Source organism: Janthinobacterium sp. HH106, assembly GCF_001758725.1.
GTDB lineage: Bacteria > Pseudomonadota > Gammaproteobacteria > Burkholderiales > Burkholderiaceae_D > Janthinobacterium.
Genome location: NZ_LRIC01000011.1, coordinates 43,672 through 65,679, shown reverse-complemented (window position 1 = coordinate 65,679; position 22,008 = coordinate 43,672). Strand labels below are relative to the sequence as shown.

Below are 22,008 nucleotides of genomic sequence, written 5' to 3'. Positions count from 1 at the left end.
AACAACACGGACTGCATGAAACCATATTCCTGGCGGTCGTGGCGCCGGGGACGAGTTAAGCCAATGGTGCCACTGGTGGCCTTGAAAACCAGGTTTGCAAGGCCACCCAGCCACTAGTCGTTCTTGATGACGATCGACGGGAACTTGCTGGTCATATCCTTCGCCTTTTCCGCCACCTTGATGGCGATGGTGCGGGCGATCTGCTTGTAGATCACGGCGACGGGGCCTTCCGGCTCGGCCACGACGGTGGGCGTGCCCGAATCCGTCTGCTGGCGAATCGCCATGGTCAGCGGCAAGGCGCCGAGGAATTCCACGCCGAAGTCCGCGCACATCTTCGCGCCGCCGCCGGCGCCGAAGATTTCTTCCGCATGGCCGCAGTTCGAGCAGATGTGCGTGCTCATGTTTTCCACCACGCCGAGGATCGGGATGCCGACCTTCTCGAACATTTTGAGACCCTTGCGCGCGTCCAGCAACGCGATGTCCTGCGGCGTCGTGACGATCACGGCGCCCGTGACGGGCACTTTCTGCGACAGGGTCAATTGAATGTCGCCCGTGCCTGGCGGCATGTCGACGATCAGATAATCGAGGTCGCGCCAGTTGGTCTGGTCCAGCAACTGCTGCAAGGCTTGCGTGACCATCGGGCCACGCCACACCATCGGCTCGTCCGGGTCGATCATGAAACCGATCGACGACACTTGCAGGCCGTGGTTTTCCATCGGCTCCATGCTCTTGCCGTCCAGCGTCTTCGGCTGGCCGCTGATGCCCAGCATCATCGGCTGCGACGGGCCATAGATGTCGGCGTCCAGCATGCCGACGGTGGCGCCTTCGGCCGCCAGGGCCAGGGCCAGGTTGACTGCCGTGGTCGATTTGCCAACACCACCCTTGCCGGAAGCGACGGCAATGATGTTTTTCACATTGCTCATCGGCTTCAAGCCGCGCTGCACCGTGTGCGAAATGATTTTCGACGACACGCCCACGCTGACGTTGCCCACGCCCGGCAGCACGCGCAGGGCGGCCAGCACGGATTTGCGGATCAGGTCGATCTGGCTTTTGGCGGGGTAGCCCAGTTCGATGTCGAGCGAAATGTCGCTGCCATCGACCTTCAGATTCTTGACGGTTTTACTGGAAACGAAATCTTTATGTGTATTTGGATCAATAACCTGGGCCAGCGCGGCCTTGACGTCTTCTACTGTGATGCTCATGTAAATCTCCATGTGTACTACATATGTGCAATAAGGCGCAGTCTAGCGCAAATTTGCATGGCGCGATGGCGGCAAAAGCATCACTTGCCGGCGCTGCATCTGCTCATATTGCCTTTCCGCTGTTAAAATGTCCTATTATCCATCCCAAAAGTGCATCAATCATGACTCGCAAGCTGTTCGTCACCACTGCCCTGCCTTACGCAAACGCCGCTTTTCACATTGGCCACATCATGGAATACATCCAGGCTGATATCTGGGTCCGGTTCCAGCGAATGCAACGCGATGGCGCAGCCGGCCGTGAAGTGCACTTTGTGGGCGCCGACGATACGCATGGCACGCCCATCATGATCGCCGCCGAAAAGGAAGGCATCACGCCGCAGCAATTCGTCGCCAACATCGCCGCCGGCCGCGCCCAGTACCTCGATGGCTTCCACATCGCCTTCGACAACTGGTATTCGACCGATTCGCCGGAGAACGTTGATCTGTCGCAATCGATCTACCGCAAGCTGCGCGATACGGGCCTGATCGTCACGAAAACCGTCGACCGCTTCTTCGACCCGGTGAAAGGCATGTTCCTGGCCGACCGCAACATCAAGGGCGAATGCCCGAAATGCGGCGCCAAGAACCAGTACGGCGACAATTGCGAAGTGTGCGGCGCGGCTTACCAGCCGACCGACCTGGTCAACCCGTTCTCGGTGTTCACCAACGCGACGCCCGTGATGAAGCCGTCGGAACAGTATTTCTTCAAGCTGTCCGACCCGCGCTGCTTCGAATTCCTCAAGGATTGGCTCAACACGCCAGGCCGCCTGCAGCCTGAAATGGTCAACAAGGTCAGCGAATGGCTGGGCGAAGCCGGCGAAAAGCTGGCCGACTGGGACATCTCGCGCGACGCGCCCTACTTCGGCATCCCGATTCCCGATGCGCCGGGCAAGTTCTTCTATGTGTGGATGGACGCGCCCGTCGGCTACCTGGCCAGCCTGAAAAACTATTGCGACAAGAAAGGCATCGATTTCGACGCCTTCCTGAACGACCCGACGACGGAACAGATCCATTTCATCGGCAAGGACATCGTGTCCTTCCATTTGCTGTTCTGGCCTGCCATGCTGAAGTTCGCCGATCACCCGGTGATCGACAAACTGAAAGTCAATGTGCACGGCTTCCTGACGGTCAACAACGAAAAGATGTCGAAGTCGCGCGGCACGGGCATCTCGCCGCTGCGCTACCTGGACCTGGGCATGAACCCGGAATGGCTGCGCTACTACATCGCGTTCAAGCTGAACTCGAAAGTGGAAGACCTGGATTTCAACGGCGAAGATTTCGTCGCCCGCGTGAACAGCGACCTGATCGGCAAATACGTGAACATCGCCAGCCGCTGCGCCGGCTTCATCGCCAAGAAATTCGACGGCAAGCTGGCATCCAGCCTGTCGTCAAAGGCGCAGGGCTACATCTGGCGCGCGCTGACCTACAAGGTGCCGTCCGGCGACGAAATCCTGAGCAAGGAACGCCAGGCCAGCATCGCGGCCCACTACGAAAACCGCGAATTCGGCAAGGCCTTGCGCGAGATCATGGAAATCGCCGACATCACCAACCAGTATGTCGATGAAAACAAGCCGTGGATCCTCGCCAAGGACGTCGACAAGACGTTTGACCTGCACGACGTGTGCACGACGGCCCTGATCCTGTTCCGCCAGCTGACCATCTTGTTGTCGCCAGTATTGCCGGGCGTGGCCAAGAACGTGGCCGGCTTCCTCAACGATGCCGAGTTCAGCTGGGCCGATACGCACGTCGATGACGTCTCGAGCGGCATGCTGGGCCGCACCATTGGCAGCTACAACCATTTGATGACGCGCATGGATGCGAAGATGATCGAAGCGCTGTTCGACGCGCCGCAAGCGGCAGCCGCCGTGCCCGCCGCCGAGGCCGTCAGCGACGTGGCCGCCACTCCGGCCAGCACCATCGAGGAACTGGCGCCCGAAATCAAGATCGACGACTTCCTCAAGGTCGACCTGCGCATCGCGAAAATCGTCAATTGCGAACTGGTGGACGGCTCGGACAAACTGCTGCGCCTGACCTTGGACGCGGGCGAAGGCCGCTTGCGCAATGTCTTCTCGGGCATCCGTTCGGCTTACCAGCCGGAAGAACTGATCGGCAAGCTGACGGTGCTGGTGGCCAACCTGGCGCCGCGCAAGATGAAGTTCGGCATTTCCGAAGGCATGGTCATGGCTGCCTCCGCCGCCGACGAGAAGGTCAATCCGGGCATCTACATCCTGAACCCGTGGCCGGGCGCCGAACCTGGCATGCGCATCCGCTAAGCCACCACAAGGACCGATGATGAATATCGTGGTGCGCGAAGCAACAAATGCAGATGCACAACTGATGGCCGAGCTGACCCGCGCCGCGTGGGCCGGCAAGGTGGCGGCCTCGTCCAGCGGGCACCACGAGACGGCACAGCAGGTGGAAGCCCAATTGCGCCACGGCGGCGGTTTTCTGTTGCTGATCGACGACATTCCAGCCGGCTCGCTGCGCTGGATGCCGCTCGACAGCGATCCCGCCATCTGGAAGATTTCACGCATGGGCGTGCTGCCCGCCTACCGGGGCAGCCACGTCTCGCAGCACTTGCTGGAAGCCATCATTCATCACGGCCTGTCGTGCCAGGCCGAGGAATTGCGCCTGGCCGTGCGGCGCGACCAGCGCAAGCTGATCGATTTTTATGCGGCCTTCGAATTCGAGCTGGCCGAAGAACTGGAATATTCGCACGCCAACCCCGCCGAACCGGCGCCGATGGTGATGCGGCGCCTGCTGCGTTATTGATTTTTAGCAATTTCGCCCCGGACTTGCCGATACAACAACCCGCCAAGCGGCACGGCGCGGTAAAATACGGCCGGCTGACCTTACCCATAAGACACTCAGAAGAGAATATGAAACTGCCTGCAAAACACAACAACTATGTATCCGACCACACCTTGTTCATCGCCGAACTGAAGGCCAAGAACCCTGGCATGGAAGCGGGCCAGCAAGCGGGCCGCGCCCTGCTGTGGGACAAGCCGGCCGTCAGCATCGATGAGCAGGAACGCCAGCTGGCGTCGGCCGTCAAGCAACAGGCTTACGTTTACCAGAACAAGAACTAAGATCTGGAACCGGCACGATGTTGCCTGAAGAGTCTGCAGTCACGCCGGAAGCCGACGATTCCGGTGCCGGCGCAGTCATCGAGTCGCCCGAACCTGTCGCCGATGGCGACGGCAGCGGCGACCCTGCAGCATCTGCAACGACGGTAACGGATGCGGCGCCCGCCGCCGACCCGCTGGGCATCGCCCGCCTGTATGGCGAGCCCATGATGCGCATGCCGACGGATTTGTACATTCCGCCGGACGCGCTGGAAATCTTCCTCGAAGCCTTCGAAGGCCCGCTCGACTTGCTGCTCTACCTGATCCGCAAGCAAAACTTCAACATTCTCGATATTCCGATGGCGCAGGTGACCCTGCAATATCTGAAATATGTTGACCAGATCCGCGTGCGCAACCTGGAACTGGCCGCCGAGTATCTGCTGATGGCGGCCATGCTGATCGAGATCAAGTCGCGTATGCTTTTGCCATCGCGCAAGAGCGACGTCGAGGAAGATGGCGGCGACCCCCGCGCCGAACTGGTGCGCCGCCTGCTCGAGTACGAGCAGATCAAGCTGGCCGCCTACGACCTGAACGCCATCCCGCAGTTCGAGCGCGATTTCGTGCGCACGCAGATTTTCATCGAGCAAAGCCTGACGCCCACCTGGCCCGACGTGGAACCGGTGGACCTGCAGCAGGCGTGGCTCGACGTGCTGAAGCGCGCCAAGCTGACCCAGCATCACCGCATCAGCCGCCAGGAACTGTCCGTGCGCGAGCACATGTCGAGCATTTTGCGCCATTTGCAATCGTCGCGCTTCGTCGAATTCAGCGATCTGTTCGACATTGCCGGCGGCGTACCCGTGGTGGTGGTCAACTTCGTGGCCCTGCTGGAACTGGCCAAGGAAACCCTGATCGAAATCACGCAGGCAGAACCGTTTGCCCCCATCTACGTCCGGCTGGCGTATTCGCCCGCCTGACCCCTTCCCTTTGTCACTGACCACCGTACAACGGGGTTTTAGCGAAAGCAATCCATGAAAATTATTTCCGACATTGAAGAATTGCGCGACCAGCTCAGCGGACAGCTGCGCACGGCGTTCGTCCCCACCATGGGCAACCTACACGAAGGCCATCTGTCGCTGATGCGCCTGGCGCGCAAGCATGGCGACCCCGTCGTCGCCTCGATCTTCGTGAACCGGCTGCAATTCGGGCCGAACGAGGATTTCGAGAAATATCCGCGCACCATGGCGGCCGACATCGCCAAGCTGGAAAAGGAAGGCGTGTACGTGCTGTTCGCGCCGACGGAAAAGGAACTGTACCCGGAACCGCAGGAATACCGCGTGCGTCCGCCCGATGACCTGGGCAATACCCTGGAAGGCGAATTCCGCCCCGGCTTCTTCGAAGGCGTGTGCACGGTCGTCACCAAGCTCTTCTCGTGCGTGGGTCCGCGAGTGGCCGTGTTCGGCAAGAAGGATTACCAGCAACTGATGATCATCCGCAACATGGCGCGCCAGTTCGCGCTGCCGACGGAAATCATCGCCGCCGAAACCTACCGTGCCGACGATGGCCTGGCCTTGTCCTCGCGCAATATGTACTTGTCAGAAAGCGAACGGGCGGAAGCGCCGGAACTGTTCAAGGGCCTCAATTTCGTGGCCGAGGAAGTGCGCAAGGGCAACCTGGCCGTGGGAGAACTGGAACAGGCCAGCATGCAGCTATTGAACAGCCGCGGCTGGAAATCGGACTACATCGCCGTGCGCAAGCGCGCCAACCTGCAGGCGCCAAGCGCCGCCGAACTGGCCGCGGGCGAACCGCTGGTGGTGCTGGCCGCCGCCAAGCTGGGGCAGACCAGACTCATCGACAACCTGGAAATTTAACATACAACAAAACCTGCTGCGCGTCGCGATTTGCGGCCTGCGATGCTCACTGCGCTAAAGCACAGCTCCGCTTCTCGGCCACAGCTCACTGCCCGCTCGCTACGGTTTTTGTCAGATGTTTTAAACGCAGTCACAGCGGGGCCATTCGGCCCCGTTGCTTTACCTACTTCTCCATCCCTACCAGCTTGAGCTCGGCAAACAGCGGCTTGCTGCTGCCGCGTGCCGCTTGCAACATGTCATAGCTTGCCGCGTCGAGCACGATTTCCTCGCCCGCCCACAGCTTGCGCTGGTTCGCAGGCAGCCTCAGGCTGCGCAGGATGGCCCGCGCCTGGGCCGGATCGGCCGCCAGCAGGCGGATGGCGCGCGCATGGCGCTGCGTGCCCGTGAGGATCGGCAAGCCGCCCTCGGAGCCGTGCTGGCTCAGGCTGACATAATCCTGGCCGCCCACGCGGTGCAGATAGGCATGCCGGCCATCCGCTTCGGCAGGCGACTGCGCGGGTGGCTCCTGCATTTCGACAGACGCGACAGGCGCAACGGCGGTTTGTTCAAGGCTCACGCCACAGGCCGCCAACAGGGCCGTGCTCAGGGCGAAAAATAATACGGGTGCTCGGCGCATCGTGCGCTCCTTCTTGTCGGGGTCGGGGACAAAGGGGGAATACTGCAGCGATCATGGGCCAAATCATTTGACGTGTAAAGTTAACTATGGGAAATATTTCATTCCCTTACGCAATTTCATCCAGTCAGAGCGAAGGACACGCGGGATGGGCTGGGCGTAAGCGCGGCGCAAGCCGACGAAAAAAACGCCGCCGGTTTGCACGGGCAGCGTTTTTCTTGATCGGTATCAAGCCGTGATCAGGCGCCGGCTTTTTCCAGCTTCTCGAAAATCTTGTTCAGCTTTTCATCGAGGGTCGCTGCCGTGAACGGCTTGACGACATAACCGCTGGCGCCAGCTTGCGCGGCGGCGATGATGTTTTCCTTCTTCGCTTCGGCGGTGACCATCAGCACGGGCAGCTTGGCCAGTGCGGGATCGGCGCGGATATGCTGCAGCATCGTCAGGCCATCCATGTTCGGCATGTTCCAGTCCGACACGACGAAATCGAACGATTCCGCGCGCAGCTTGGCCAGGCCCATCACGCCGTCTTCCGCCTCATCGACGTTGGCATAACCCAGTTCCTTCAACAGATTCCGGACAATGCGGCGCATCGTCGAAAAATCGTCAACGACTAAAAATTTCATCTTTGGATCAGCCATGAATAACTCCGTTGTTTCTGTAGCGGTTTGTTAATAATATCGACATGAATGCCGACATTATGGTCGACACTACGGCAGCAAGTTGTAGGATAGCATTTTCGTTGCTTTTAGGCGAACAAACTTGCCTCAGATCATATAAAACGTGGCTTACACGCGCAAAGCACGCATACCATGCGCCGCCAGGTGTCCCAGTACCATGCCAGGCAGCGCCGTCAGAGCACCGACCTCATGCGTAGCGCCGACAGCGATCGCCTCGCGCGGCATGCCGAACACCACGCAACTGGCTTCGTCCTGCGCAAAATTATACGCTCCTGCGGCCTTCATCTCCAACATGCCTTGTGCGCCGTCCTTGCCCATGCCGGTGAGGATCACGCCGACGGCATTTTTACCGGCCGATTGCGCGGCCGAACGGAACAGCACATCGACCGACGGACGGTGGCGGTTGACTGGTTCACCCTGGTCGATCTTGGTCATGTAGTTGGCGCCGCTGCGCGTCAGGGTCAGGTGCGAATGGCCGGGCGCGATGTAGGCGTGGCCAGGCAGCACGCGTTCGCCGCCCGCCGCTTCCTGCACCGATATTTTGCACAGCGAATCGAGGCGGCGCGCGAACGAACGCGTAAAGCCTTCCGGCATGTGCTGCGTGATCAGGATGCCGGGACAATCGGACGGCATCTGCATGAGAAATTCGCGGATCGCTTCCGTGCCGCCCGTCGAGGCGCCCACGATGATCAGCTTTTCGCTCGACGTCAATGGGCTGCGCAGCGCAGGCAGCGGCGCGGCCACCTTGTCGCCGGCCGACGGCAGGGTGCGCGCGCGGATGCGCGCCTTCGAGGCGGCGCGGATCTTGTCGGCGATCATGTCCGTGTACTCGCGCATGCCGCTCTGGATGGAAATCTTCGGCTTGGTGACGAAATCGACGGCGCCCAGTTCCAGCGCGCGCATGGTGATTTCCGAACCGCGCTCGGTCAGCGACGACACCATCAGCACCGGCATCGGGCGCAAGCGCATCAGCTTTTCCAGGAAGTCCAGGCCGTCCATCTTCGGCATCTCGACATCGAGGGTCAGCACGTCGGGGTTGGTCTGCTTGATCATCTCGCGCGCCACCAGCGGATCGGGCGCCGCGCCCACCACTTCCATGTCGGGCTGGCTGTTTACGATTTCCGTCATGACGCTGCGAATCAGCGCCGAATCATCCACGATCAATACTTTGATCTTCATAGTTATCCTTCCAGGCCTTGCGGCCCTTGTTTCTTATTAAATTAGTACCCGGACCACACTGCCGCAAGCCGCACAACGCGGTGCGCAGCAGGTTTGGTCCGATATGTATCAGAACAGCTCGACCTCGCCGCCCACCGGCGCGACCTTGAGGCGGCTGGCGTAATCGAGTTCGCGGCGTACCAGCGTATCGTTATGCGTCTGCATCAGCTTTTTCACCAGCACCTTGCCGCTGCGGGGGAAAAAATACACCTTGCGCGGGTGGATGTCGTTGAGGTCTTCCGCCACCACGCGCATCTTTTCCGCCTTCAGATAATTGATGACGAAAGCCGCGTTGCGCTCACCGACGTTGATCGCCGTGAAGCCGCGCAGCACGGCGCCGCCGCCGAACACTTTCGCTTCCATGTTCTCGCGCCGCGCGCCCGCCTTCAGCAAATCGTTGATCAGGATTTCCATGGCGTAGGTGCCATAGCGCATCGACGCGGAAATCGGGCTGTTCGGATCGCTGCCGCCATCGGGCAGCATGAAGTGGTTCATGCCTCCCAGGCCCGTGACACGGTCGCGGATGCAGGCCGAGACGCAGGAGCCGAGCACGGTGACGATCAGCATGTCCTTGTTGGTAAAGTAATACTCACCAGGCAAGATCTTGGCGGCGTCACAGTTGAACGTCCTGTCGTAATAGACGTTAGTGGCGAATTGCTCTTTGGATTCCAGGCTCATATTTCACTCTCATGTACGATGCGACGGTGCCTTGGGCGCGGCGCCCCGAGGCTGGTCGAGCTCATAGACTGTTTTACCGCGCAGCTTCAGTGAATCCGACACGTACAGAAAATTCTCCGAATGGCCCGCGAACAGCAGGGCATCGGGTTTCATCAACGGCACAAAGCGCGACAGGATCTTGCGCTGCGTCGCCTTGTCAAAATAAATCATCACGTTACGGCAAAAGATGACGTCGAACTGGCCCGTCAATGGCCAGCCGTCGGCCAGCAGGTTGAGCGGCTTGAAGGTGATCATCTGGCGCAGTTCAGGACGCACCCGCACCTGCCCTTCGCGGTCGCCCTTGCCGCGCAAGAAAAAGCGCCGCGCACGGTCGGCCGGCATCTTGTCGAGCCGGTCCAGGTTGTAGACGCCATTGGCAGCCGTGGCCAGCACATTCGTGTCGATGTCCGTGGCGATGATGGTGACGGGCGGCGTGAGCGTATTGAACGCCTCGCACACCGTCATGGCGATCGAATACGGCTCCTCGCCGGTGGAACTGGCCGAACACCAGATGGTGATCGGCCCGCTCAGTTTTTTCACATGCTCGGCCAGCAGCGGGAAGTGATGCGCCTCGCGGAAGAACGACGTCAGGTTGGTCGTCAGCGCATTCGTGAACGCTTCCCACTCGTCGCCCATGCGGCCCGCTTCCAGGTCGTCCAGGTAGCGGACGAACGAGGAGATGCCGGTCGCGCGCAGCCGCCTGGCCAGGCGGCTGTAGACCATCTCCTGCTTGCTGTCGGCCAGCGCGATGCCGGCCCGCTTGTAAATCATGGCGCGGACCCGTTCGAAGTCCTTGCCAGTGAAATCAAATTCCTTGACCGAATCCGTTTTAGTTTGCGGCATTTTGTTTTTACCTCTCTATGACTACTCTGACCAATGCCTTTGCAAGTATAACTAGCGGGACCGGGTTGGCGTCAGAACTCTTCCCAATCGTCGCCGCCGGCCGCCGCCAACTTTTTCGCGGGCGGTGGCGTGCCGGCCTGCGCCGCCGTTGCCACCCGCCGTGCAGTTGCCGCCACACCCGGTACCGGCCGTGCCGCCGCCTTGACCACGGGCGCGGACGCGGGCATGGCTGCCTGCGCCGCGCTCTCGCCGTCCAGCTTGAAGATGCTGACGGCGTCGGCCAGTTTCTGCGCCTGGTCCTGCATGCTTTCGGCGGCCGCCGCCGCTTCCTCGACCAGCGCCGCATTTTGCTGCGTCATCTGGTCCATCTGCGCGATGGCCTGGTTCACTTCCTCGATGCCGTGGCTCTGCTCCTGCGTCGCCGCCGTGATCTCGCCCATGATGTCGGCCACCTGCCGGATCGACGTGACGATCAGACCCATGGTCTGCCCCGCCTCGTCCACCAGACGGCTGCCGGCATCGACCTTGTCGACCGAGTCGCCGATCAAGCCCTTGATTTCCTTCGCCGCGCCGGCCGATCGTTGCGCCAGATTGCGCACTTCCGACGCCACCACCGCAAAACCGCGTCCCTGCTCGCCTGCGCGCGCCGCTTCGACGGCCGCATTCAGCGCCAGGATATTCGTCTGGAACGCAATGCCGTCGATGACGCCGATGATGTCGACGATCTTGCGCGAACTGTCCTTGATGGAACCCATGGTGTCGACCACTTGCGACACCACCTTGCCGCCCTGCTCCGCCACCGACGACGCCGACACTGCCAGCTGGTTGGCCTGGCGCGCGTTGTCCGCGTTCTGCTTCACGGTCGACGTCAGCTCTTCCATCGACGACGCCGTCTCTTCGAGCGAACTGGCCTGCGTTTCCGTGCGCGCCGACAGGTCCGCATTGCCGCTGGCGATCTCGCGCGACGCCACGGTGATGGTGTCCGTCCCGGTGCGCACGTCGCTGACCGTCTGCACCAGGCTCTCGTTCATGTCCTTGAGCGCCTGCTGCAGCGCGCTCGTTTCATCCTTGCCTTCGACCACCACGCGCGAGGTCAGCTCGCCGGCCGCCACCTTCTGCGCCACGGCCACTGCGCCGGACAATGGCACCGTGATCGAGCGCGTGATGAAGATGGCGCACCAGGCGCCGATCGCCACGGCCGCGCCGCCCAGGATGAACAGTACCATCATCAGGCGCGCATCGGCCGCCAGCGAGTCGTCCATGAAGCTTTGCTGCGCCACGTGCTGCAAATCGAGCAGCTTGTTGATATCGGCCAGGGTCGTCTTGTTCAAGGGATCGATGCGGGTGGCGATCACCTTCGCCGCGCCCTCGCTGTTAAACGCCAGCACCTGTCCCATCGCTTCCTTGAAGGCGGCATCGACTTCGCCGTCGACCTTGGCGATATTGGCCAGCAGCGCCTTCTCGCCATCGGACAGGCCCAAGGTGGCCAGCTTGCCGCGGGCGCCGTCGTACAGCTTGCGCTGCTCGCGCACCTTGCCCTCTTCCGCCTGCATCAGGCTCACATCGCCCTGCAGGCCGATATTGCGCATGGCGATACCGGTTTCCAGCATCGCGCTTTTCATCTGCGACGCCTGCGTATTCTTTTCGCTTGCCAGTTCCAGCCCCGTGAGCAGCTGGGCCTTGTTACGGTAATTCAGTGCATTCGCCGAAACGATCACCACCACCAGGATGGCGAGGATGCTGCCAAAACCTATCCCCAGCCGGGTGCCTATCTTGAAATCGCGCAAACTCATTACAGTCTCCAATATTTATGTGAACGGCGCCCGTTCAACCGGACGGCGCCGTGTTGTGGCCGGGTCTCTGTCGGACCTTGCAGCCTGCCGGCGCGCCTCTGGCAAGTAACCCCCAATAAATTATTATGATTTCTGACTTCCATAACCGGCGCTGTGCGGTGTTGCCCGCAGCTGGCAGTGCTCGCACTGCGTCGCAGCGGGCGCCTTGCACAGCATCCGGTTCTGTTCGTCATAAATTCACAATAATTTCCCGAGGATTACTTTCCCGCGCCGGTACATGCATATCTGTAGTGATTCTTTGCGTGGTAAAACTGCCGCTTAAGCCGCCAGCTTGTCGATCAGGCCCATCTCGCTGCTCGACATCAGCTTGTCGATGTCGACCAGGATCAGCATGCGCTCGTCGATGGTGCCCAGGCCGATCATGTAGTCGGTCGAGAAGGCTGTGCCCATTTCCGGCGCCGGCTTGACCTGCTCCGGCGTCAGGGTGGTGACGTCGGAAACGCTATCGACCACCATGCCGACGATACGGCCGCCGATGTTCAGGATGATCACCACCGTGAACTGGTCGTACACGGGCGTGCCCAGGTTGAACTTGATGCGCATGTCGACCACCGGGATGATGATGCCGCGCAGGTTGATCACGCCCTTGATGAATTCAGGCGCGTTGGCGATGCGGGTGACCGCTTCGTAACCACGAATCTCCTGGACCTTCAGGATATCGATGCCGTACTCTTCGGAGCCCAGGGTGAAGGCCAGGAATTCACGGCCGGCGATGTCCTTGCCGTCGCCCGCATTGCTTCCGGATGTTTGTTGAGTATCTGACATGGTGCGTTTTCCTATCTTTATCTATCGGTATTACGAAAAAATGGACTCGTCGGCCAGCTGGCGAGAGGAACGGATGAGGGCGGCGACATCGAGAATCAGCGACACGCCGCCATCACCCAGGATGGTGGCGCCGGAAATGCCCACCACCTTGCGGTAATTCGATTCGAGGTTTTTCACCACGACCTGCTGCTGCCCCACCAGGTCGTCGACAAACAGGGCCGCCTTGCGCCCTTCCGTCTCGAGGATCACGCAGATGCCTTCCGAGGGACTGGTAAAGCGCGGCGCGATGTCGAACATCTGGTACAGCGGAATCAAGGGCAGATATTCGCCGCGCACTTTCACCACCTGCCCCTTGCCGCTGATGTCCTTGATGTCCTCAACGGCTGGCTGCAGCGATTCGATGACAAAGCCCAGCGGTAAAATATACACCTCGTCGCCAACGCGGATCGACATGCCGTCCAGGATGGCCAGGGTCAGCGGCAGCGAAATGGAAATCGTCGTGCCGAAACCCTTGGCCGAACGGATGTCGACGACGCCGCCCATGGCGCTGATATTGCGCTTGACGACATCCATGCCCACGCCGCGGCCCGACACGTCGGTGACCGCTTCGGCGGTGGAAAAGCCGGGTGCGAAAATCAGCTGCCACACGTCGGCGTCGCTCATCGACTCGGACACGTCCAGGCCCTGCTGCGCAGCCTTGGCCAGGATGCGCTCGCGGTTCAATCCCGCGCCGTCATCGGATACCTCGATGATGATGTTGCCGCCCTGGTGGCTGGCCGAGAGGAACAGACGTCCCGCCTCGGTCTTGCCGGCGGCCACGCGGGCGGCCGGCATTTCCACGCCATGGTCGATACTGTTGCGCACCAGGTGCGTGAGCGGATCGACGATGCGCTCGATGAGGCCCTTGTCCAGTTCCGTGGCGGCGCCATTGGTGATGAAGTCGACCTTCTTGCCCAGTTTCGTCGCCAGGTCGCGCACCATGCGCGGGAAGCGCGAGAAGACGAAATCCATCGGCATCATGCGGATCGACATCACCGCTTCCTGCAAGTCGCGCGTGTTGCGCGTCAGGTGGCTGACGCTGTCGAGCAGTTTTTCATGCAGCATCGGATCGAGCGCGCTGGCGCGCTGCTCGATCATCGCCTGCGTGATCACCAGTTCGCCCACCAGGTTGATCAGCTGGTCGACTTTTTCGATCGAGACGCGGATCGACGACGATTCGGCGCCGGCCTTGTCGCCCTCTTTCTTGGCCGGTTTCTTTTCCTGCTCCGCTTCGGCCACGGCGCTCGCCACGGCCGGCGCGGCGGCAGCGCTGGCGTTGCCCGCCTTGGCCGCGTCTGCGCGAATCTGTTCGAGGGGCTGGAAGAATCCGTAACCCTGTTCGGCGTCGCTCTGCACGCCGGCGGCGGCGCGGATATCCTCGATCGGCTGGAAGAAGCCGTAACCGGGATCGGCCGCGCCCGGCGCGCCAGGAGTGCCTGGCAGCGGGTCGAAGAAACCGTAGCCTTGCGCCTTTTCCTGCGCCGCGCGGGCCGCTTCGGCCTCGCCTGGCGCCAGTGGCGGCGCCTGCGTGATCACCATGTCGTCGGGATTGAGCACGAACGAGCAGATGGCCAGGATATCGTCCAGGCTTTCATGCGTCGTCACTTCCAGCACCTTGCGCGCGTCGGGCAGGCTCGATACGGCGACGTCGCCCAGCAAGCCCAGTTCGGCCGCCAGCGCATCGACTTCGCGCGGCTCCATGGCCGGCAGTTCCAGGCGGATGCGGTGGCCGCCGGCATGGCTGACGGCGGCCTTTTCCGCCGTGTGGAAGGCCGGCGCGACGGGCGTGAGCGCGGCCACGGGCACGTCCTGCGAGAACGACTGCAGCATCATGCGCACGTTGGCCACGGCATCCTGGTCGACGGCGCTGCCCAGGCGATGGCCGTCGAGCTGCATCTTGAGGATGTCCTTGGCCGCCAAAAAGGCGTCGACGTGTTCCGCCGTCAGGGCCATCTGGCCCTGGCGGATGCGGTCGAGCAGCGACTCGAGGATGTGCGTCACCTCGCTCATGTCGGAGAGGCCGAACGTCGATGCGCCGCCCTTGATCGAGTGGGCGGTGCGGAAAATGGCATTCAGATCTTCGGCGTCGGGCGCCGCAATATCAACGGCCAGCAGCAGCCGTTCTTTTTCAGCCAGCAGTTCTTCGGCCTCATCGAAAAAGACCTGAAAAAACTGGCTAATATCGATGGTCATAGGGTGACTCCGTCAATTGCATCATTGCGCTGCGCGGCTGGCATCAGCCGATCACCTTCTTGACCACTTCGATCAGGCGTTGCGGATCGAACGGCTTGACCAGCCAGCCATTGGCGCCGGCGGCACGGCCTTTCGATTTCATCTCGTCCGACGACTCCGTCGTCAGCATCAGGATGGGCACCTTCTGGTAGGTCGGCAATTCACGCAGCAGCTTGATCAGTTCCAGGCCATCCATGCGCGGCATGTTCTGGTCCGTCAATACCAGGTCTACGGTTTGCAGCTTGGCTTTTTCCAGTCCGTCCTGGCCGTCCACGGCCTCCACCACCTGGTAACCGGCGGCTTTCAGGCTGAACGCCACCATCTGGCGCAATGAGCTGGAATCGTCCACTGCAAGTATCGTTTTGGCCATCTTTGCTCCCACTTATTCCGGGCATCCTGCCCGAGTATTTGATTAATCAATCCATGCGACCACAAGCGCTCCGCACTGGCATGCTAGAACAGCTCGATGTCGCCGCTTTCCAAATGCTGTTGACTGACAGCCTTGCGCAGCACGCTGCGCAACTCCAGGCTTTGAATCGCCAGCGCCATGCTGACCCGACCCAGCAAGGCGACAATTTCTTCATTGTCGCTCTCCGGCAACATCTCCGCGCCATGCTCGCCCAGGGTCCCGAGGAACTCGCGCAAGCCCGTCACGCGCTTCAGGGTGCGCTCGATCAGCTGGCTGGTCATGTCCTGAAACTGCATGCTGGTGATGGCGGCATTCACATAGCCCCCCACCTCATCCTGCAACGCCAGCAGTTTTTCGCGCTGCTGCTCGGCCGGAATACCGCCGTCGAGCAGCAGCGCGATAGTGTCTTGCTGCGCAGCGACGGCTGCGTGTATCGCCATGAAATTGAAGGACAGCTTCTCGATCGCCTCTTCCAGCAAGATGCCGGTCTGCACCAGGTCGGTTTCCACCTCCGTCAAGTGCTTGCGGCCATGGTCCGACACGCCAGACAGCAGGCGTTTTACATGCGAGCCAAGTATTTTCTTTCTTGTCATAAAGGTCTCATTGTTTCAATACACCACGCGTCGACAGCCTTGCGTGTTATTTTTTCGCCGCTGCCGGGGCCGGGACTGGCGCCGCCGCGGGCGGCGCACCGGCAGCCAGCCCTGAAGCGACAGCGGCGGAAGCGGCATCGGTCACCGGCAGCTCGATCGCCGAACCATCGCGCAAGACATTTTCTTCCGTGCGCTTGTTCATGACGATGATGCTGATGCGCCGGTTGATCGGATTGAAGGGATCGAGCTTGTCCAGGTGGGCGGCCGAGCCCAGTCCCACCACGCGCAAGACTTTTTCTTCCTTCATGCCGCCGATCACCAGTTCGCGCCGCGACGCATTCGCGCGGTCGGCCGACAATTCCCAGTTGCTGTAGCCTGCATCGCTCATATAGGGCGTCGAATCCGTATGGCCGGACAGGCCGATGCGGTTCGGCACTTCATTGAGCACGGAGCCGATGGCGTGCAGGATTTCCTTGGTGTACGGTTGCAGGTTCGCATTGGCGAGCGCAAACATCGGACGGTTCTGCTCGTCGACGATCTGGATGCGCAAGCCTTCGCTGGTAATATCGAGCAGCAGCTGGTTCTTGTATTTTTTCAGCAGGGGATTGGCGTCGATGGTCGCTTCGATGCGCGCCTTGAGCGCCTGCAGGCGCTTGCCTTCCTCGCGTTCGAGCGCCGCCTTGGCGGAATTGAGGTCGAACGATTTGCGCTGCTGCTCTTCCTGCGCCTTGCGCACCTGCCCATCCTGGCGCGACAGGTCCTGGCCGCCGCCCTGGATCACGGAATTGCTTTCGCCGCTGCCGGAGCCGCCCGCCATGGCCACTTTCAACGGCGTCTTGAAGAATTCGGAAATGCCGTTCAAGTCGCCCTTCGAGGTGGAGCCGAGCAGCCACATCAGCAGGAAGAAGGCCATCATGGCCGTGACAAAGTCGGCGTAGGCGATTTTCCACGCCCCGCCATGGTGTCCGCCAGCCGTCTTCTTGATACGTTTGACGATAATCGGGCGCATGCCTTCATCGGCCATGGCGTCCCCCTTCCGTGTGCTGCAAATGACTCATGGTGTCCAGGCGTATATTCACTGCTTACTTCGTTTTCGATTTCTTGATGTGGTCTTCCAGCTCATTGAACGTCGGGCGCTCGGTCGAGAACAGCACCTTGCGGCCGAACTCCACGGCCAGCGCCGGCGCATAGCCGTTCAGGCTGGCCAGCAGCGTCACTTTCACGCACTGGAACATCTTGCTCGACTCTTCCAGCTTCTGCTCCAGCAGGCTGGCCAGCGGGCCGACGAAACCATAGGCCAGCAAGATGCCGAGGAAGGTGCCGACCAGCGCGTGCGCGATCAGCATGCCCAGCTCGGCCGGCGGTATGCCCACCGACTCCATCGTGTGCACCACGCCCATCACGGCGGCGACGATACCGAACGCGGGCAAGCCGTCGCCCACCTTGGCGATCACGTGGGCCGGCACGGCGCCTTCGTGATGGTGCGTCTCGATTTCGTTGTCCATCAGGTTTTCAATCTGGAAGGCATCCATATTGCCCGATACCATCAGGCGCAGGTAATCGGTCATGAATTCGACGATGTGGTGGTCGGCCAGCACCGCCGGATACTTGGAAAACAGCGGGCTCTCTTCCGGCTTGTCGATATCGCCTTCGATCGACATCAAGCCTTCCTTGCGCACCTTGCTGAGCACTTCAAACAACAGCGACATCAGTTCCATGTACAGGTCTTTGGTATAGCGCGATCCCTTGAACAGGCTGGGCAAGGCGGCGATCGTTGCCTTGATGGCCTTGTTATTGTTACCAACAAGGAAGGCGCCCAGGGCGGCGCCGCCGATCATCAGCAACTCCAGCGGCTGGAACAGCGCCGCCAGATGGCCGCCGGCCATTGCGAAGCCGCCAAAGACCGAGGCGCAGACGATGATGTATCCGATTATGACTAACAAGTGCCCTGACTCCCAATAATGGCCGCGGCTGTATGCACGGCATGTTCAAACCTGTTCCTGTCTTTTGGCGGCTGCGCCGACGGTAAAGACTGCGGCAAAAAAGCAACCGGAAGTTAATTGAAATGTGCTGCTTTTCAATGCAAATCCGAGAAAATGCCGTGTGGAACTACAATAACGTGAGATTGCCCCACGGGCAAGCAAATAACGCAGACAATTGCTTAAAAGCACCATATGTAAAGCAAAGGACCACCCTCTGTGGCGGCGATGGTCTTATCGGGCTCGCGTGCCGCAATCCGGAATTCGTAACTAAGAAGCATGCTACCGGGCAACATTTCCTTTTCCGCCTTATTCCACAGGGCCGCCATCGCCGCCGGCGACAGGTAGGCAAACACGGCATCGTAGCGGCCGAAGTCGAGCGCTTCGTAATCGCCGCGCAGGAAGCGCGCGCGGCTGCCCGCCATCCGCGCGCGCAAGCGGCTGGCCAGCCAGGGCAGCGGCGCCAGCTCGATGCCGGAAAACTGCCCGTCGGGCCGGCGCCGCGCCAGGTCCAGCACCAGGCCGCCCAGGCCGCTGCCGATATCGACCAGGCGCACGCCGGGACGGTCCGCGATCAGCTCGGCCACGGCCTGCCACACCTTCGGCCCCGACGGATAAAACGGCACTTGCGTGCGGAACGTGGACCAGTACAGGCTCAACAGGAAAACAAAGGCCGCCAGGAACACGGCCGGAGGCCAGTCAAGCAGGCTGGCGCCCAGCAAGGCGGGCGCAAACAGCAGGCCGATGGCGCACCACCAGCGGGCCAGCCCCGCGCGCCAGGTAATAAGCGCCGCCAGCACGCCCTGCACAAGCGCCACGGCCGGCAGCGACATGGCCACGCCCGCGCGCGCCAGGCCATATACCAATAGCAACATCAAGGGAAAGGCCAGCACCTGGATCAGGATGGCCTTGAGCGCGGGCGCGCGCAGGATTTGTTGCAGCATGGGGTAGTCAGAGAAGGAAAACGCCAGTGTAAGCGATGACGACATGAAAAAGCCGGAGTGCGGTCAGGCGACCGGCTCCGGCTTATTTACTGTCTTATGCAGGGCTCAGGCAGCCGCGCCCGGCGCAACAGCGGCCGCTTCATCGCGCGCCTTCTTGGTCTTGCCGGCGCGCGAAGGCATGTGGCACAGGCCGCACACATAATCGGCGTTCAGGTCGAGGCAATTGACGACAAACTTGCCGCCGCACTTGCCGCAGGGCGCCATGTCCAGCATCTTGCTGCTGAAAAAGCGCACCAGGGTCCAGGCCCGCGTCAGCGACAGCAGGGGCTCTTCGCCCGCTTCGGGCGGCATCTGTTCCAGATACAGCTTATACGCCTTCATCACGGCTTCGATGCCCGTGGCACCCGCGTGGTCGACGAGGAATTTATGGATGTTGATGAACAGCGAGGAATGGATATTCGGTTGCCAGGTGAGGAACCAGTCGGTGGAAAACGGCAGCATGCCCTTGGGCGGCGAGACGCCCTTCAATTCCTTGTACAGATTCAGCAGGCGCTCGCGCGACAGCGAGACTTCCGTCTCCAGCAGTTGCAGGCGTGCGCCCAGCTGTATCAATTCGATGGCCAGCTGGATTTCCTGCGCTTCCGATACGACACTTTTCTTGGCCATGCTGTGTACTCCGCGACTGACTGATACTGACTAACTGATACTGACTGATAAGGTTGCCGGCAAAATGTTCAGGGCAATGCAACGCCGCCATGGACGTTTGATGGCAACCTTAAGCGATTTCTTCGACGCCTTGGCCGGCCATGAGGATGGCAGCGTGCGACTGGGCCAGCGAGCGGTCTTTATTGTAGTTCGTCAGCATGCCCAGGATGGCGCTGTCGTCGAAGCGGAAGCGGGCCAGCATCATGTTGCCGCCAGCGAGCTTGAGGATCTGCGCATTGCTCATGCCTTCGATCAGTTCGGCGATGTCGGCGGCGATGCCCAAACGGAAGATGGCCGTTACCTTGTCCGCACGAATCATTTGCTGGGCCAGCATCAGGTAGCTCAGGTTAGCGTCGCGAATCTCAGCCATCATGTCGTTAGCAGTCATTTCCATCTCCTCAATCCGTTGAATTCAGCTGGCGTTGTGTGTTGCCAGTGAGATACATTCTGCAGGAGCAACATTAAATGCAACAGAGGCGCAGCGCTGTATTTTTGGTCGGGCAATAGCGGATGGGATCGTAGGTGTTTGTCTGACAAACACTGCTCGATCATGGTCGCACGCCAGCAACGGCGCGGATGTGGGAGGTTGGCTCTGCGGCGGGTTTACCCGACTTTGGGCCTGTAAAAAATATCACTTTTTTACAACAACTTGATCGGAATCAAGCCTGTCTACCTAGATAACGGCCGCCTTGGCAGGAACTTTAGGGCTTTTTCGAAAAATATTTCAAAGACCCGCATTCTTTTTTGGCCGGTTTGACGCCGTTCATGTAATCGTTGACGGCGGCGTCTGGCGAAACTTTAGGGTGATTTGAAAATATTTTTAAAAATCGTGATTTTTTTCGTTGACGCCCCGCAGGCAGGCTCTTTTCACGCTGCAGCCAGGGTGGAAATTCCGCTTTCCGGCGCGGATTTGCTACACTGCCTGCTCCCGCACAATACTTTAAGCTTCAAACAATATTGCGCCATTGAGACAAGTATCAACATGAAAGCCACCATGATTTCTCGACATGACTGCAGCGCGCGCGACCTCGACGATCCCCTGGCGCCCCTGCGCCAGCAATTCGACTTGCCGCAAGGCGTGATTTACCTCGACGGCAATTCCCTGGGCGCGCGGCCGAAAGCGGCGCTGGCCCGCGCCCAGCACGTCATCACGGCCGAATGGGGCACGGACCTGATCCGCAGCTGGAATACGGCCGGCTGGTTCGACCTGCCCAAGCGCCTGGGCGACCGCCTGGCCCCGCTGCTCGGCGCGCAGACTGGCGAAGTGGTGATCACCGATACCACCTCCGTCAACTTGTTCAAGGCCCTGGCCGCCGCCCTGCAGATGCAGGCCAGCGACCCCGCGCAGGCCGCGCGGCGTATCATCGTCAGCGAACGCAGCAACTTCCCCACCGACCTGTACATGGCGCAAGGCCTGGCCGCCTGGCTCGACCGCGGCTACCAGCTGCGCCTGGTCGACAGTCCGGATGAACTGGGGCAAGCCATCGATGCCGATTGCGCCGTCGCCATGCTCACGCACGTCAATTACCGCACCGGCTACCAGCACGACATGGCCGCCATCAGCAGCCATTGCCACGCGCAAGGCGCGCTGGCGCTGTGGGACCTGGCCCATTCGGCCGGCGCTGTGCCGCTGGACCTGAACGGCGCCGGCGCCGACCTGGCCGTCGGCTGCACCTATAAATACCTGAACGGCGGCCCCGGCTCGCCCGCCTTCATCTGGGTGCCGGCAAAACACCAGGCGCGCTTCCGCCAGCCCTTGTCCGGCTGGTGGGGCCACGCCACGCCGTTTGCCATGGACCCGGGCTACACGCCGGCCGACGGCATCGCGCGCGCCCTGTGCGGCACGCAGCCGATTGTCTCGCTGGCACTCGTCGAATGCGGCCTCGATATCTTTGCGCAAACGAGCATGGAAGCCATCCGCCGCAAGTCGCTGGCCCTGACGGATGTGTTCATCGCGCTGGTGGAACAGCGCTGCGCCAGCCATCCGCTGGGCCTCGTCACGCCGCGCGAGCATGCACGGCGCGGCAGCCAGGTCAGCTTCACGCACCCGCACGGCTATGCCGTGATGCAGGCGCTGATCGCGCGCGGCGTAATCGGCGACTACCGCGAGCCGGCCATCATGCGCTTCGGCTTCACGCCCCTGTACACGAGCTTTGCCGACGTGTGGGACGCAGTGGAAATCCTGCGCGACATCCTCGACACCCAATCCTACGACATCGCCGCCAAGCGCGATGCCGTCACCTGAAC

The 22,008-nt window shown here is 61.0% G+C and carries 22 protein-coding genes; 6 read left to right on the top strand and 16 right to left on the bottom strand.

Annotated elements, in window-relative coordinates; genetic code table 11:
- Window positions 1-113: 113 nt before the first annotated feature.
- Complete coding sequence (apbC, locus tag JAB8_RS06040; RefSeq protein WP_070219730.1) at window positions 114-1,202, bottom strand: iron-sulfur cluster carrier protein ApbC; 1,089 nt, start codon at window positions 1,200-1,202, stop codon at window positions 114-116.
- A 161-nt stretch (window positions 1,203-1,363) separates the two neighbouring features.
- Here apbC and metG point away from each other — a divergent pair, with 161 nt between their 5' ends.
- The 5 genes from metG to panC all read left to right on the top strand — a co-directional run bounded on the left by metG (window position 1,364) and on the right by panC (window position 6,174).
- The gene (gene metG, locus JAB8_RS06035) at window positions 1,364-3,514 is read left to right on the top strand and encodes a methionine--tRNA ligase (RefSeq protein ID WP_070288868.1); all 2,151 of its coding nucleotides are present in this window, start codon (window positions 1,364-1,366) and stop codon (window positions 3,512-3,514) included.
- A 19-nt stretch (window positions 3,515-3,533) separates the two neighbouring features.
- Window positions 3,534-4,013, top strand: coding sequence for a GNAT family N-acetyltransferase (locus tag JAB8_RS06030; protein WP_070219744.1), 480 nt, complete (start codon window positions 3,534-3,536; stop codon window positions 4,011-4,013).
- A 107-nt stretch (window positions 4,014-4,120) separates the two neighbouring features.
- Entirely contained in the window at window positions 4,121-4,330 is a 210-nt protein-coding gene (locus JAB8_RS06025; protein ID WP_034778041.1) for a DUF3460 family protein, read from the top strand.
- A gap of 17 nt (window positions 4,331-4,347) precedes the next feature.
- A complete protein-coding gene (locus tag JAB8_RS06020; protein ID WP_070288867.1) occupies window positions 4,348-5,280 on the top strand; it encodes a ScpA family protein in 933 nt (310 codons plus the stop codon).
- A 54-nt stretch (window positions 5,281-5,334) separates the two neighbouring features.
- A complete protein-coding gene (gene panC, locus JAB8_RS06015) occupies window positions 5,335-6,174 on the top strand; it encodes a pantoate--beta-alanine ligase (RefSeq protein WP_070219724.1) in 840 nt (279 codons plus the stop codon).
- 163 nt (window positions 6,175-6,337) lie between these two features.
- Here panC and JAB8_RS06010 read toward each other — a convergent pair whose 3' ends face one another.
- From JAB8_RS06010 to flhD, 15 genes are all read right to left on the bottom strand, one after another.
- Window positions 6,338-6,790 (bottom strand): hypothetical protein, encoded by a 453-nt coding sequence (locus JAB8_RS06010; protein WP_139142960.1) that lies wholly within the window; start codon window positions 6,788-6,790, stop codon window positions 6,338-6,340.
- 236 nt (window positions 6,791-7,026) lie between these two features.
- The gene (cheY, locus tag JAB8_RS06005) at window positions 7,027-7,425 is read right to left on the bottom strand and encodes a chemotaxis response regulator CheY (RefSeq protein ID WP_026132837.1); all 399 of its coding nucleotides are present in this window, start codon (window positions 7,423-7,425) and stop codon (window positions 7,027-7,029) included.
- Between the two features lie 147 nt (window positions 7,426-7,572).
- Window positions 7,573-8,643 carry a chemotaxis response regulator protein-glutamate methylesterase gene (locus JAB8_RS06000; protein WP_035826603.1) on the bottom strand — a complete coding sequence of 357 codons (1,071 nt, stop codon included), beginning with the start codon at window positions 8,641-8,643 and terminating at the stop codon, window positions 7,573-7,575.
- Between the two features lie 108 nt (window positions 8,644-8,751).
- The gene (gene cheD / locus JAB8_RS05995) at window positions 8,752-9,360 is read right to left on the bottom strand and encodes a chemoreceptor glutamine deamidase CheD (protein WP_034758343.1); all 609 of its coding nucleotides are present in this window, start codon (window positions 9,358-9,360) and stop codon (window positions 8,752-8,754) included.
- A gap of 9 nt (window positions 9,361-9,369) precedes the next feature.
- Window positions 9,370-10,242 carry a CheR family methyltransferase gene (locus JAB8_RS05990; RefSeq protein ID WP_070219720.1) on the bottom strand — a complete coding sequence of 291 codons (873 nt, stop codon included), beginning with the start codon at window positions 10,240-10,242 and terminating at the stop codon, window positions 9,370-9,372.
- A gap of 71 nt (window positions 10,243-10,313) precedes the next feature.
- Window positions 10,314-12,035: a methyl-accepting chemotaxis protein gene (locus tag JAB8_RS05985; protein ID WP_070288865.1), complete on the bottom strand. Its 1,722-nt coding sequence runs from the start codon at window positions 12,033-12,035 to the stop codon at window positions 10,314-10,316.
- A 318-nt stretch (window positions 12,036-12,353) separates the two neighbouring features.
- On the bottom strand, window positions 12,354-12,860 hold the full coding sequence (locus JAB8_RS05980) for a chemotaxis protein CheW (RefSeq protein ID WP_034758356.1): 507 nt from the start codon (window positions 12,858-12,860) through the stop codon (window positions 12,354-12,356).
- 30 nt (window positions 12,861-12,890) lie between these two features.
- Window positions 12,891-15,092: a chemotaxis protein CheA gene (gene cheA, locus JAB8_RS05975; protein WP_070288864.1), complete on the bottom strand. Its 2,202-nt coding sequence runs from the start codon at window positions 15,090-15,092 to the stop codon at window positions 12,891-12,893.
- A 43-nt stretch (window positions 15,093-15,135) separates the two neighbouring features.
- Window positions 15,136-15,501 carry a response regulator gene (locus JAB8_RS05970; RefSeq protein WP_034758362.1) on the bottom strand — a complete coding sequence of 122 codons (366 nt, stop codon included), beginning with the start codon at window positions 15,499-15,501 and terminating at the stop codon, window positions 15,136-15,138.
- A gap of 83 nt (window positions 15,502-15,584) precedes the next feature.
- Window positions 15,585-16,133 carry a chemotaxis protein gene (locus JAB8_RS05965; RefSeq protein WP_070219714.1) on the bottom strand — a complete coding sequence of 183 codons (549 nt, stop codon included), beginning with the start codon at window positions 16,131-16,133 and terminating at the stop codon, window positions 15,585-15,587.
- 46 nt (window positions 16,134-16,179) lie between these two features.
- Window positions 16,180-17,157, bottom strand: coding sequence for a flagellar motor protein MotB (motB, locus tag JAB8_RS05960; RefSeq protein WP_046684787.1), 978 nt, complete (start codon window positions 17,155-17,157; stop codon window positions 16,180-16,182).
- Between the two features lie 58 nt (window positions 17,158-17,215).
- On the bottom strand, window positions 17,216-18,076 hold the full coding sequence (gene motA, locus JAB8_RS05955; RefSeq protein ID WP_070219712.1) for a flagellar motor stator protein MotA: 861 nt from the start codon (window positions 18,074-18,076) through the stop codon (window positions 17,216-17,218).
- A 218-nt stretch (window positions 18,077-18,294) separates the two neighbouring features.
- The gene (locus tag JAB8_RS05950; RefSeq protein ID WP_070288863.1) at window positions 18,295-19,056 is read right to left on the bottom strand and encodes a class I SAM-dependent methyltransferase; all 762 of its coding nucleotides are present in this window, start codon (window positions 19,054-19,056) and stop codon (window positions 18,295-18,297) included.
- Window positions 19,057-19,161: 105 nt separating this feature from the next.
- Window positions 19,162-19,722, bottom strand: a complete 561-nt coding sequence (gene flhC / locus JAB8_RS05945; protein ID WP_070288862.1) for a flagellar transcriptional regulator FlhC — start codon at window positions 19,720-19,722, stop codon at window positions 19,162-19,164.
- 109 nt (window positions 19,723-19,831) lie between these two features.
- Complete coding sequence (gene flhD / locus JAB8_RS05940) at window positions 19,832-20,149, bottom strand: flagellar transcriptional regulator FlhD (RefSeq protein ID WP_010396649.1); 318 nt, start codon at window positions 20,147-20,149, stop codon at window positions 19,832-19,834.
- A gap of 606 nt (window positions 20,150-20,755) precedes the next feature.
- On the opposite strand from flhD, the gene kynU reads away from it, so the two are divergent.
- A complete protein-coding gene (gene kynU / locus JAB8_RS05935; RefSeq protein ID WP_070288879.1) occupies window positions 20,756-22,006 on the top strand; it encodes a kynureninase in 1,251 nt (416 codons plus the stop codon).
- Window positions 22,007-22,008 lie beyond the last annotated feature (2 nt).